Source organism: Sphingomonas bacterium (assembly GCF_903644055.1).
Lineage (GTDB): Bacteria > Pseudomonadota > Alphaproteobacteria > Sphingomonadales > Sphingomonadaceae > Sphingomonas_I.
Window position 1 is genome coordinate 1 of the sequence record NZ_CAHJXD010000071.1, and the last position, 11,167, is coordinate 11,167.

Genomic DNA, 11,167 nt, shown 5'->3' on the forward strand with positions numbered 1-11,167 from the left:
TCTTCCGATCTCGGCGGTGGCGGCGGTGCTGATCCACGAAGCGATCGGCGACCAGCTCACCTGCGTGTTCGTCGATCATGGCCTGATGCGGCTCGGCGAGGCCGAGCAGGTGGTGGCGCTGTTCCGCGAGCATTATGGCATCCCGCTCGTCCATGTCGACGCGAGCGAGACCTTCCTCGGCGGGCTCGCGGGCCTTACCGATCCCGAGGCCAAGCGCAAATATATCGGCAAGACCTTCATCGAAGTGTTCGAGGAAGAGGCCAGGAAGATCGGCGGCGCCGACTTCCTCGCGCAGGGCACGCTCTATCCCGACGTGATCGAAAGCGTCAGCTTCACCGGCGGCCCATCGGTGACGATCAAGAGCCACCACAATGTCGGCGGCCTGCCCGCGCGGATGAACATGAAGCTCGTCGAGCCGCTGCGCGAATTGTTCAAGGACGAGGTCCGCGTGCTCGGGCGCGAACTCGGCCTGCCGCAGGCGTTCGTCGGCCGCCACCCCTTTCCCGGCCCCGGCCTCGCGATCCGCATCCCCGGCGAGGTGACGAAGGAGCGCTGCGACATCCTCCGCAAGGCGGACGCCGTCTATCTCGAGGAAATCCGCGCCGCCGGCCTCTACGATGCGATCTGGCAGGCGTTCGCGGTGCTGCTGCCGGTGCGCACCGTCGGCGTGATGGGCGATCACCGCACCTACGACAGCGTCTGCGCGCTCCGCGCCGTCACCTCGACCGACGGCATGACCGCCGACGTCTACCCCTTCGACGCCGCCTTCCTCGCGCGCGTCGCGACGCGGATCGTCAACGAGGTCGCGGGCATCAACCGCGTCACCTACGATTACACCAGCAAACCGCCGGGGACGATCGAGTGGGAATGATTCGGGGTCTTTCCGGCTATCGCGATCAATCGTCCTCCTGCCTTCAAATCATTGAATAATCCCAAACCGGCTCGATACCTCGATCGATTAGCTGTGACCGACCGCGACAGCGGCGTGATCCTCGCGGCGACTGCGCAGCCCAGCCTCCTTCCGCTCCGAATAGCGATCGACAAGCTGAGCGACATGCGGGCGCATCAGCACCGTCATCCGCACCAGCTCCTCCATCACGTCCACGATTCGGTCATAGTAACTGGACGGGCGCATCCGGTCGTCTTCGCCGAATTCCTTATAAGCCATGGCGACCGAAGACTGGTTCGGGATTGTAAACATCCGCATCCAGCGGCCGAGCAGGCGGAGCGTATTTACGCTATTGAACGATTGCGATCCGGCTGACACCTGCATGACGGCAAGGGTACGGCCCTGCGTGGGGCGCATGCCTCCCATCGACAGCGGCAGATGATCGATCTGCGCCTTCATCACGCCGGTGATCTGGCCGTGCCGCTCGGGGCTGCACCAGACATGCCCCTCCGACCACATCGACAGTTCGCGCAGCTCGTGAACGGCGGGATGGTCATCACCGACAGCTTGGTCAGGCAGCGGCAAGTCGGACGGATCGAAGATGCGCGTATCGGCGCCAAATAAGCGGAGCAGGCGTGCCGCCTCCTCTACGCACAGGCGGGAGAAGGAGCGCTGACGAAGCGAACCGTAGAGCAGCAATATGCGAGGCGGCGGCAGGTCGGTGCCAAGCCCCATCCCCGGTCGGTCGACGACGAACGACCGATCGAGCGCGGGAAGATGATCCGGATCGGGCAAGGCGCGGACACGGCTCATCCGAAACCCTTGATGGGGTAGGTGGCCGCGGGTCCGCACCGCGATGAAAATTGCGCCGTAGCGGCAATGATGGTGGGCGCCGCGCTCCGATCAGCGGCGACATAGCCGAGCTTGCGGAAGAACGACCCTTGACCCGTTGTGAGCAGATGAAGCCGAATGACCGCAGATGCCGCAACCGCCTCCAATCGCTCTACGATCATGCGGCCATAGCCGTGACCGCGGCGGGTCGGCAGGATGACCAGCGACCATAGCAGGCGATCTGGGCCTGGACCTTCCAGTCCAATAAACCCGATCAGTCCTTGATCGTCGGACATGCTGAAAAACATCTGATCGGGACCGCCCAGGTCATCGGTCGGTAGCTGCGCCGCATCGAACGCCAGCCGTAGGACATCGCCGCCGTGGACGATTTCGGAGAAATAAATGTCCATCATACCCGCGCTCCTGCCTCATACCAGGGCCGCGTGCGCTTCACGATCGCGACGACCGAAAGCATCACTGGCACCTCGACAAGCACGCCGACGACGGTGGCGAGCGCCGCGCCGGAGTTGAGCCCGAACAGGCTGATCGCGGCGGCAACCGCCAGCTCGAAGAAGTTGGATGCGCCGATCAGCGCCGCAGGCGCGGCAACGCACCACGCAACCCCGAAGTGACGGCTCAGCCAATAGGCCAGACCAGCGTTGAAATAGACCTGGATCAAGATGGGCACCGCGATGAGCGCAATGACCAGCGGATGCGCGATGATCGCCTGCCCCTGAAACCCGAACAGGAGCACGAGCGTGGACAGCAGCGCGACGAGCGAGATGGGACCAAGCCGTCCGAGCAGGCGATCCAGAGCCCGCTGCCCTACTGCGCCGATCACCAAGCGGCGGATGATCTGGGCGACGACGACCGGCGCGACGATATAAAGCGCAACCGAGATCAGGAGCGTGTCCCACGGCACGGTAATCGAGGCGACGCCGAGCAGCAGGCCGACCAGGGGCGCGAAGGCGAACACCATGATGACGTCGTTCAACGCGACCTGGCTCAGCGTGTAGGTCGGATCGCCCTCGCAGAGGTTGGACCAGACGAACACCATCGCCGTGCAGGGCGCTGCCGCAAGCAATATTAGGCCGGCAATGTAGGAGCTGACGTCAGCTGCCGGCAAAAGTGAGCGGAACAACCAGCCCAGAAAGATCGAGCCGAGCAGCGCCATCGAGAAGGGCTTCACTGCCCAGTTGATGAACAACGTCACCCCGACGCCCTTCCAATGCTGTCGAACCGAGCCCAGCGCGCCGAGGTCGATCTTGAGCAGCATCGGAATGATCATCAGCCATATCAGCACCGCGACCACGAGGTTGACGCGCGCCACCTCGGCCGCCGCGATCGCCGCGAACAGCCAGGGCAGCAGATAGCCGAGTGCAATCCCGACCACGATGCACATCGCTACCCAGATGCTGAGGTAGCGCTCGAACGTACTGATCGCAGGTGGCGTCGACCGGGCTGCGGTCACGCGACGATCCTGTTGCCTGCGGCGTCGATGACCTTCTCGCCATCTTCCTTGGTGAAAGCTTCACGCTGCCCGCTCGGCAGCAGATCGAGCACTTCCTCGGAAGGGCGGCATAGCTTTACGCCGAGCGGCGAGACAACGATCGGCCGGTTGATGAGTATGGGGTGCTCGATCATCGCATCGATAAGATGGTCATCGCTCAGATTGGGATCGTTTAAGCCGAGTGTTGCGTAAGGCGTACCCTTCTCGCGCAGCAGCGCACGGGGAGTGACGCCCATTCGCGCGATCAGCGATACAAGCCTGGACCTGTTCGGCGGGGTCTTCAGATATTCGATGACGTGCGGCTCGATACCGGCGTTCTGGATCATCGCGAGCGTGTTGCGCGACGTCCCGCACTCAGGATTATGATAGATGATGATGTCGATGGTCATGTCAGCCTTCAGCAGCAGGGGGTGAGCTCGGCGATCAGCGGCTCGCAAAGCTCGGCCTTGCCGCCGCAGCAATCCTTCACGAGAAAGAGGGTCAGCAGCTTCAGCTGCTCCAGATCGGCGCGATAGTTGATGACCCGGCTGCGGCGCTCCGATCGAATGAGGCCCGCACGCGCAAGCGTCGCCAGATGCACCGACATCGTGTTCTGCGGCACACCGAGCGCCTTCGCGACCTCGCCAGCAGCAAGCCCTTCGGGCGCGTACCGGACCAGAAGCCGGAAGGCGTCGAGGCGGGTGCCCTGCGCAAGTGCCCCCAGCGCGGAGATCGCCGAATCGTTATCCATGTATCTACGATAGTGGATATAGTGATTAGCGGCAAATGCTGTTTGAAGGCAGCACGACGGAGCGGATGCTCGTCACACCCAAATGCCGAACGTCCGCTGCCACTGATTTCACGGGATCTAAGTAGCATTACCAACAGCGCGCTTTCGGCAGCCGAAATACCAGACCTCGAGACAAGGAGGCAACCATGAGTTCATCCATCGAGAAGCCCGCCAGCGAGCTCCGGCACGCCGTCATACTTTGCCATCCGAAGCCGGGAAGCTTCATCACAGCGTTGCCGACGTCTATTGCGATGAAGTCGAGCGCTGTGGTCAGAAGACGGTCGTTCGCGACCTCTACCGCTTGGGCTTCGACCCAATCCTGAAAGCCGAGGAGATGCCGGCCGTCGGCGCGGAACCGGGCCCTGACGTCCAGACAGAGCTAACTCACCTTTCAGGCTGCGATGTTTTCACGCTGATCTACCCGATCTGGTTCGGCACGCCTCCCGCCATGTTAAAGGGTTATATCGAGCGCATATTCGGCTCGGGCGTGACTCCGCAGAACGTGCTTTTGCGCAACCGCCTGGGCTTTCTGACTGCGAAGCGGCTGCTGATCTTCACCACGTCGGCCACCAAAGACCTCTGGTTGGACGAGCAGGGCCAGGTGGCATCGCTTCGGCAGGTGTTTGACCGCTACCTTGCCCACGCGTTCGGCATGGCCCTCGAGAAGCATGTTCACTTTGGCCACATCCTGCCAGGCACCCGCGCCCGCTGGATCGACCAGAACCTCTATGACGTGCGCCAGGAACCGAGGCGCGTCTGCGCCGAGGTGTTGGCTGCGACCCGTCACACCGCGCCCGCCAAGACCGTCGGCAAGGTCCTAGCCTAACAGGGAGCACGATGCCTGCGGGTACTGTGAGCATTGTGAGACCGGGTGGGAATGGGCGCCGCCACGACGCTGGTCGTTGGCGGATATGCCCGTATCTACACGCTGGCCTTCGCGGTCGGCTCCCTGCTGCTTCAGGTGCTTATTCCCTATCGACGCTATGCTCGAATCCTCAAATGGATGACGCTTTCGCTTTTCGCTTACGTCGCGCTTCTCTTTACGCTGCACCTTTCGTGGCGGGAGATCGTCACGGGCTTCTCGTGCCGAAGATCCGTCGTGATGAAATCGTGACGATCGTGGCAATATTCGGCACAATACAAGGGTTACAACCGGGTCAGCCAAGACATGCTGCATGCGGTCATCTGCCATGCCGAGGCGTACGCGGACGGCGTTATCCATACCAATTCGATTGAGAGTTTTTGGGCGATCGTGAAGCGCGCTTGGTACGGCACCCACCACCATTACAGCCGGAAGTACATGCCCCTGTACATCGCCGAAGCCTGCTATAAGTACAACCGGCGCCGCTCGGCCACGGCCTTCGGCGACAGCATGCGCATGTTCGTGGGGGCGATCGCGTGAACAAACTTTGGTACGGCGACAACCTCACGATTATGCAAGGGATGGGGAAGCATTCGGTAGATTTGATCTACCTCGATCCGCCATTTAAATCAGACGCGAATTACAACCTTCTTTACAAGACAATGACCGGCAAGCCTGTTCCCGAACAGGTTGAGGCCTTTTGCGACACTTGGGAGATGGACGCGCAGAAAGAGGCCATCGCTCGCACCATGCCGGTGCTGATGCGGGAACATGGCGTCGATGACTACTACGTCGATTTTTGGCGGCTCTGGATGAACGCGCTCCGAAAGAGCAGGCCCCATCTTCTCGCCTATCTGACTTTCATGGTCCAACGCCTGCTGCACATGAAGAGCATCCTACGCCCGACCGGATCAATCTATCTTCACTGTGATCCAACAGCGAGCCACTACATCAAAGTTATGATGGATGGCATTTTTGGGCATGACAACTTCCGTAACGAGATAATTTGGCAGAGAACCGGTGCACATGGCAGGGCCAAAAAGTGGGGCCCGATCCACGATACGATTCTCTTTTATACTGCGTCCAAGAGTTACACTTGGAATCGCGTCTACGAAAAGTACGACCAGTCGTACATCGATAACTTCTACCGCTTTAATGATGATCACGGCCAATATCGGATGGTCACGCTAGACGGGCCAGGTGTTCGCGGCGGTGCATCCGGCACCCCTTGGCGCGGCGTCGATCCGGGCCTCAAAGGCAGGCATTGGGAACTGCCGCCCGATCGCGCCCTTCCAAAGTGGTTTAAGCACCCGTTAGGTTATGCGAAAAAGTCCGTTCAGGAGCGGCTGGACGTGCTTGACGAGGCCGGGTTGATCTATTGGCCGAAGCGGGGCTCGGTGCCGCAGTACAAGCGTTATCTCTCCGTCTCAGAGGGCAACCCGGTTCAGGATATAATCACCGATATTCGCCCAATCGGATCGCAGGCTAATGAGCGAATGGGCTATCCGACGCAGAAACCCATTGCGCTCCTGGACCGGATTATAAGGGCGTCGAGCAATGCTGGTGACGTAATTTTCGACCCATTTTGTGGCTGCGGGACTACGGTTTACGCTGCGCAGACTAGCGGTCGTAAATGAATAGGATGCGATATTGCCATCCTATCGATCAAGATGGTCCGCGAGACCCTGACCTCTGACAAATTCAAGTTGGTCGAGGGACATGATTTCGCCGTTGATGGCATCCCGACCAGCGTGGATGGCGCCCAAGAGCTGTTCAATAAAGACCCGTCCACATTCCAAAATTGGTTTGTCGAGCGTGTTGGCGGCTTTCCAATGGCTCGTAAAAGCGCGGATCGTGGGATCGATGGGCGCATCTACTTTGAGACAGGTAATGGCCTACGCGAAATGATGATTCAGGTGAAGGGCGGCAAGCATGTCCGGCCTACCGATGTACGAGATTTGCGGGGCGTCTTGGAGCGCGAAGAGGGAGCCGAGCTGGCTGGCTTTCTGAGTATAACACCGCCAACGAAAGCCATGTTAACCGAAGCGGCCGAAGCGGGCACTTACGAGTACCAAGGCTTCCATTATCCACGTATCCAGTTTTTGACCACGCATGACGTTTTAGAGGACAAGCGGGAGTTCAACATGCCGACCCGCGTGAACACGAAAATCAGCACTGGGCAGCAGTCTTTCGCCCTTTAGTGCAAAGCGTACTACTCGGAAAATATATTTCTAACCAGTTATATCAACTGGATAGGGTAGGGCAAACAATGGAGTGGGAGTAGACGCCTTCCGAGCAAGGACGCCCGGAGAGCCGAGTGTCAGGTCAGGGCGAATTCGAGATCCTTTTCCTGCTCGGTTTCGCTACGCAAGACCAGAACGACCTTATAGCGGCTGTTCGCAGCGAGCTTGCTGAGCTGGGCAAGGTCCGCCGTCGGCCGCTTTTCGAGCTTCGAAACATTGGCTTGGGTCGTACCGAGCCTGAGGGCCGCCTCGACCTGCGTCAAGCCGAGCCGCTCCCGGATGGATCGGAACAGCGAGCCCGCCCGGGCGAACCGCTCCATGTGGCGTTCGACGCGTGCAAGCCGTTCCGCGCTGAGTTCGGGGCGCCATTCGATCTCTTCTGCAATCTCTTTGGTCATATTGGCCTCTGAGGGCTCTAACCCTTCTCAAGCACCAGGCGATCCGCATATCGGCGAGCCGTCAGGGTGATGCTGCTCTGGTCCAGCAGCAGGAACATGCGAGCCCACACCATTTCCGGGATTTCGCCCGGTTCGATGAACTCGACGACGAGCCCCGGCACGTCGAACGCCTTGCCGCCCGCGATCAGATCGAAGCCGTCGATCCGCAGACACGAGACGAAAGCGAACATGGCATCCTGATCTTCTTCCGATCGCCGCTCGATGTCCTCGAGAAGATCGAGCGTAAGGGTTACGCGGTAAGCGTCTGCCATGATCGTTGATCCCTGGGGTGAAAGCGGCCGATCGGCCGTGCGTATCTGATGGTCATGTTACGATGTCCTCTGGCGTTACCTGCGGTCCTGTACCGCGTGACGTTTTATCGTACATTCCAACTAGGAATACAACCGGCAGTTATTTTTATTTTGCAGGGGAGGCAGCGAAGCAGCGCACGGTGGTCCCATAGGCTTTCCGAAAACAGGCTCGTCTAGAGGCTCGCTACGGCTGGTGCTCGCTCGTGACCCCTGCAGCGGCGGCATCGGGTTCTCGCTCCCCCCGTCGCCGCACAGCTTCCGTTAAGCCGAACCCGGCGCTAAGAGGGCGCGCCCCGGGTAGGCCCGGCGCGGTCCGGAGTTTTCCTTTGGCGCTGACACCACAGAATGAAGACGCTTTCTTTCGCGAGGTCGATGAGGATCTGCGTCGCGATCGGTTCGCGGGGATGGCGCGGCAATGGGGGCCGGTCGCGGTCACCGTCCTGCTCGTCGCGCTCGTCCTGCTGGCGGGCGGGCTGTGGTGGCGCAGTCATCGCGCCTATCAGGCGGGGCTGGTGAGCGAGGCGCTGGCGCAGCCGCTCGACCAGATCGGCAACGGCCAGCCGCTGTCCGATCCCGCCGCGTTGCAGAAGATCGCCGCGAGCCCGCGCCCCGGCTATCAGGCGATCGCGCGGCTGGCGATCGCCGCCGATGCCGTGCGCAAGGGCGATGCCAAGGCCGCCGCCGCCGATTATGGCGCGCTCGCCAACGACGATGATGTCGCGCAGCCGATCCGCGATCTCGCGCAGGTCCGCATGGTCGCGCTCCAATATGATACGCTGCCGCCGCAGGGCGTGATCGATCGGCTGAAGGCGATCACCGTGCCCGGCAACGCTTATTTCGCCAGCGCCGCCGAAATGACCGCCAACGCCTTTCTCGCGCTCGGGCGCAAGGATCGGGCGGGCGCCCTGTTCGCCGCGATCGTCCGCGATGCCGACGCCCCCGCCTCGATCCGGGGCCGCGCCTCGGGCATGGCGACCTCGCTCGGCCAGGCCGTCGCCCCGGTCGCCGGCGCCGCCACCCTGAAGGAATGACACGAATGCGTCTCAAGCTTTTCGCCCCGCTCGTGCTGCTGGCGGCGGTGCCGCTGCTCGGCGGATGCGGCCTGTTCCACGGCAAGGGCGATCGCCGCCCCAAGACCGCGGTGCTCGGCGATCGCATCCCCGTGCTCGCCACCACCAGCGATGCCGAGGTCGATCCGGCGCTGGCGAGCCGCCCGGTGACCGTGCCCGAGGCGCAGGCCAATAGCGATTGGCCGATGCCCGGCGGCAATCCGTCCAAGGTGATGAACAATGTGGCGTTCGGCGGGCTCAACCGCGCCTGGACCGCGCGGATCGGCAAGAGCTCGCCCAAGCAGCGCTTCGCCGCCGCGCCCACCGTCGGCGACGGCCGCGTCTATGTCGTCGATACCGATGCGGTGGTGCACGCCTTCGACGTCCGCAACGGCGCGCGGCTGTGGGAAACCGCGCTCTCGACGCGGAAGAAGGAGCAGCCGTCGCGTTTCGGCGGCGGCGTCAGCTTCGATGGCGGCCATGTCTATGCGACCGACGGGCTCGGCGACGCCGCGGCGCTCGATGCCGCGACGGGCAAGCTGCTCTGGAAGGTCCGCCCGGCGGGCCCGCTGCGGGGGGCGCCGACGATCGGCGGCGGCAACCTCTATGTCGTCACGCAGGACAATCAACTCTTCGCTCTGTCGCAGGACAAGGGCGACGTCGTCTGGACCGTCTCGGCGACGCTGGAGACCGCCGGCGTGTTCGGCGTCGCCGCGCCCTCGATCGGCCAGGGCACGGTCGTCGCGGGCTTCTCCTCGGGCGAGCTCTCCGCGCTGCGGTACGAGAATGGCCGCGTCGTCTGGCAGGACCAGCTTTCGCGCACCTCGATCTCCACCTCGGTCTCGTCGATCTCGGATATCGATGCCTCACCGGTGATCGATCAGGGCCGCGTCTATGCGATCGGGCAGGGTGGGCGGATGGTGGCGATGGACCTCGTCTCGGGCGTGCGCATCTGGGAGCTGACGATCGCGGGGATCGATACGCCGTGGATCGCGGGCGACTGGCTGTTCGTCATGACCGACGAGGCGAAACTGCTCTGCCTCGACAAGGCGACGGGCAAGGCGCGCTGGATCGCGCAACTGCCGCGCTATTTTGACCGCAAGACCAAGAACCGGCCGATCCAATGGTCGGGCCCGGTGCTCGCGGGCGGGCGGCTCTACGTCACCAACACGCGCGGCGATCTTCAGCCGATCGAGGTAGCGGACGGCAAGATCGATCCCGTCGTCAAGAAGGCCGGCAAGCGCTTCTACTTGGCGCCGATCGTCGCGGGCGGCACGATGCTGACGCTGGATACGACGGGCACGATCACCGCCTATCGCTGAACGGTTCGCACCGTCTCCTTCGTCACCCCGGGCTCGTCCCGGGGTCCACCACGCCACGAGCGCCGGAGCCCCAGATGTGGGAATGCCGAACACATCCGGCATGACGAATTGCGGCTTCCCTCTCCCCCCGCTTCCCCCTACACCCTCACCTTTCCCCGGGGGGCCGACGCGATCGGCTGAGAGGCGGCTGCATTCGGCCGCGACCCGCTGAACCTGATCCGGTTAATTCCGGCGGAGGGAGGGAGCGGTCAGGCGCCCTCGATCCGTCCAGAGGAGCGCAGACAGATGGCCGATATCCCCGCCCGCACCGAGCTTGCCGTGACCACCGGCCCGATCCGGGGCAGCCGCAAGATCCACGTCGGCGACTATCGCGTCGCGATGCGCGAGATCGATCTCGAGCCTTCGTGCGGCGAGCCGCCGCTGCGCGTCTACGACACCTCCGGCCCCTACAGCGATCCCAAAGCGCGGATCGATATCATGGCGGGCCTGCCCGAGCTCCGCCGCGACTGGATCCGCGCGCGCGGCGATGTCGAGGAGGTCGCGCAGCGCGAGGTCCGCCCCGAGGATAACGGCCAGCTCGGCCCCGATCGCTCGGGCGGCGTCCCCCAATTCCCCAACGTCCGCCGCAAGGTGTTGCGCGGCAAGGCGGGCGCGAACGTCAGCCAGATGCACTACGCCCGGCGCGGCATCATCACCCCCGAGATGGAATATGTCGCGATCCGCGAGAATGTCGGCCGCGATGCCGCCCTCGCGCACGTCCGCGACGGCGAGAGCTGGGGCGCCGCGATCCCCGATCACGTCACTCCCGAATTCGTCCGTTCGGAGGTCGCGCGCGGCCGCGCGATCATCCCCAACAACATCAACCATCCCGAGAGCGAGCCGATGGCGATCGGGCGCAACTTCCTCGTCAAGATCAACGCCAATATCGGCAACAGCGCGGTCGC

15 protein-coding genes, 1 pseudogene and 1 riboswitch are annotated in these 11,167 nt (G+C 62.8%); of the genes and pseudogenes, 9 read left to right on the forward strand and 7 right to left on the reverse strand.

Annotation, left to right across the window (positions count from 1 at the left end):
• A partial coding sequence (guaA, locus tag HUU94_RS02950) for a glutamine-hydrolyzing GMP synthase (RefSeq protein ID WP_174273628.1) occupies positions 1 to 871 on the forward strand: 871 nt, incomplete at its 5' end.
• Positions 872 to 958: 87 nt separating this feature from the next.
• Here guaA and arsH read toward each other — a convergent pair.
• From arsH to HUU94_RS02975, 5 genes are read right to left on the reverse strand one after another with little or no spacing between them, the layout of a single operon-like run.
• Positions 959 to 1,702 (reverse strand): arsenical resistance protein ArsH, encoded by a 744-nt coding sequence (gene arsH / locus HUU94_RS02955; protein WP_174273641.1) that lies wholly within the window; start codon positions 1,700 to 1,702, stop codon positions 959 to 961.
• On the reverse strand, positions 1,699 to 2,133 hold the full coding sequence (locus tag HUU94_RS02960) for a GNAT family N-acetyltransferase (protein ID WP_174273629.1): 435 nt from the start codon (positions 2,131 to 2,133) through the stop codon (positions 1,699 to 1,701). The genes arsH and HUU94_RS02960 overlap by 4 nt, the downstream gene beginning before the upstream one ends.
• Entirely contained in the window at positions 2,130 to 3,191 is a 1,062-nt protein-coding gene (gene arsB / locus HUU94_RS02965) for an ACR3 family arsenite efflux transporter (protein WP_174273630.1), read from the reverse strand. Before arsB ends, HUU94_RS02960 begins: the two co-directional genes overlap by 4 nt.
• The gene (gene arsC / locus HUU94_RS02970; RefSeq protein WP_174273631.1) at positions 3,188 to 3,619 is read right to left on the reverse strand and encodes an arsenate reductase (glutaredoxin); all 432 of its coding nucleotides are present in this window, start codon (positions 3,617 to 3,619) and stop codon (positions 3,188 to 3,190) included. Before arsC ends, arsB begins: the two co-directional genes overlap by 4 nt.
• An 8-nt stretch (positions 3,620 to 3,627) precedes the next feature.
• Positions 3,628 to 3,960 carry an ArsR/SmtB family transcription factor gene (locus tag HUU94_RS02975; RefSeq protein WP_174273632.1) on the reverse strand — a complete coding sequence of 111 codons (333 nt, stop codon included), beginning with the start codon at positions 3,958 to 3,960 and terminating at the stop codon, positions 3,628 to 3,630.
• 238 nt (positions 3,961 to 4,198) lie between these two features.
• Between HUU94_RS02975 and HUU94_RS02980 the strand changes: the two genes are divergently transcribed.
• The 5 genes and pseudogenes from HUU94_RS02980 to HUU94_RS03000 all read left to right on the forward strand — a co-directional run bounded on the left by HUU94_RS02980 (position 4,199) and on the right by HUU94_RS03000 (position 7,062).
• Positions 4,199 to 4,825, forward strand: a complete 627-nt coding sequence (locus tag HUU94_RS02980) for an NAD(P)H-dependent oxidoreductase (RefSeq protein WP_254601906.1) — start codon at positions 4,199 to 4,201, stop codon at positions 4,823 to 4,825.
• Positions 4,826 to 4,876: 51 nt separating this feature from the next.
• The gene (locus HUU94_RS02985) at positions 4,877 to 5,113 is read left to right on the forward strand and encodes a hypothetical protein (RefSeq protein ID WP_174273633.1); all 237 of its coding nucleotides are present in this window, start codon (positions 4,877 to 4,879) and stop codon (positions 5,111 to 5,113) included.
• 27 nt (positions 5,114 to 5,140) lie between these two features.
• A pseudogene (locus HUU94_RS02990) lies at positions 5,141 to 5,401 on the forward strand (transposase); the annotation flags it as partial.
• On the forward strand, positions 5,398 to 6,498 hold the full coding sequence (locus tag HUU94_RS02995) for a DNA methyltransferase (protein ID WP_174273635.1): 1,101 nt from the start codon (positions 5,398 to 5,400) through the stop codon (positions 6,496 to 6,498). The pseudogene HUU94_RS02990 and the gene HUU94_RS02995, both read left to right, overlap by 4 nt.
• A 33-nt stretch (positions 6,499 to 6,531) precedes the next feature.
• Positions 6,532 to 7,062 (forward strand): restriction endonuclease, encoded by a 531-nt coding sequence (locus tag HUU94_RS03000; protein WP_254601907.1) that lies wholly within the window; start codon positions 6,532 to 6,534, stop codon positions 7,060 to 7,062.
• Positions 7,063 to 7,181: 119 nt separating this feature from the next.
• On the opposite strand, the gene HUU94_RS03005 is transcribed toward HUU94_RS03000, so the two are convergent.
• Both HUU94_RS03005 and HUU94_RS03010 read right to left on the reverse strand, forming a co-directional pair.
• Complete coding sequence (locus HUU94_RS03005) at positions 7,182 to 7,502, reverse strand: helix-turn-helix domain-containing protein (protein ID WP_174273636.1); 321 nt, start codon at positions 7,500 to 7,502, stop codon at positions 7,182 to 7,184.
• A gap of 17 nt (positions 7,503 to 7,519) precedes the next feature.
• Positions 7,520 to 7,732: a hypothetical protein gene (locus HUU94_RS03010; RefSeq protein ID WP_174273637.1), complete on the reverse strand. Its 213-nt coding sequence runs from the start codon at positions 7,730 to 7,732 to the stop codon at positions 7,520 to 7,522.
• 446 nt (positions 7,733 to 8,178) lie between these two features.
• Here HUU94_RS03010 and HUU94_RS03015 point away from each other — a divergent pair, with 446 nt between their 5' ends.
• The 3 genes from HUU94_RS03015 to HUU94_RS03025 all read left to right on the forward strand — a co-directional run.
• Positions 8,179 to 8,883, forward strand: coding sequence for a tetratricopeptide repeat protein (locus tag HUU94_RS03015; protein ID WP_174273638.1), 705 nt, complete (start codon positions 8,179 to 8,181; stop codon positions 8,881 to 8,883).
• Positions 8,884 to 8,888: 5 nt separating this feature from the next.
• A complete protein-coding gene (locus tag HUU94_RS03020) occupies positions 8,889 to 10,223 on the forward strand; it encodes a PQQ-binding-like beta-propeller repeat protein (RefSeq protein WP_174273639.1) in 1,335 nt (444 codons plus the stop codon).
• Positions 10,224 to 10,369: 146 nt separating this feature from the next.
• Positions 10,370 to 10,480: riboswitch (TPP riboswitch) on the forward strand.
• A 28-nt stretch (positions 10,481 to 10,508) separates the two neighbouring features.
• A partial coding sequence (locus tag HUU94_RS03025) for a phosphomethylpyrimidine synthase ThiC (RefSeq protein WP_174273640.1) occupies positions 10,509 to 11,167 on the forward strand: 659 nt, incomplete at its 3' end.

Coding starts and splice junctions, on each gene's coding strand:
- HUU94_RS02960 (WP_174273629.1), bottom strand. CDS start 2,133: ATGATGGACATTTATTTCTCCGAAATCGTCCACGGCGGCGATGTCCTA.
- HUU94_RS03005 (WP_174273636.1), bottom strand. CDS start 7,502: ATGACCAAAGAGATTGCAGAAGAGATCGAATGGCGCCCCGAACTCAGC.
- HUU94_RS03010 (WP_174273637.1), bottom strand. CDS start 7,732: ATGTTCGCTTTCGTCTCGTGTCTGCGGATCGACGGCTTCGATCTGATC.
- HUU94_RS02975 (WP_174273632.1), bottom strand. CDS start 3,960: ATGGATAACGATTCGGCGATCTCCGCGCTGGGGGCACTTGCGCAGGGC.
- arsH (WP_174273641.1), bottom strand. CDS start 1,702: ATGAGCCGTGTCCGCGCCTTGCCCGATCCGGATCATCTTCCCGCGCTC.
- HUU94_RS02985 (WP_174273633.1), top strand. CDS start 4,877: ATGGGCGCCGCCACGACGCTGGTCGTTGGCGGATATGCCCGTATCTAC.
- HUU94_RS03020 (WP_174273639.1), top strand. CDS start 8,889: ATGCGTCTCAAGCTTTTCGCCCCGCTCGTGCTGCTGGCGGCGGTGCCG.
- HUU94_RS03000 (WP_254601907.1), top strand. CDS start 6,532: ATGGTCCGCGAGACCCTGACCTCTGACAAATTCAAGTTGGTCGAGGGA.
- arsC (WP_174273631.1), bottom strand. CDS start 3,619: ATGACCATCGACATCATCATCTATCATAATCCTGAGTGCGGGACGTCG.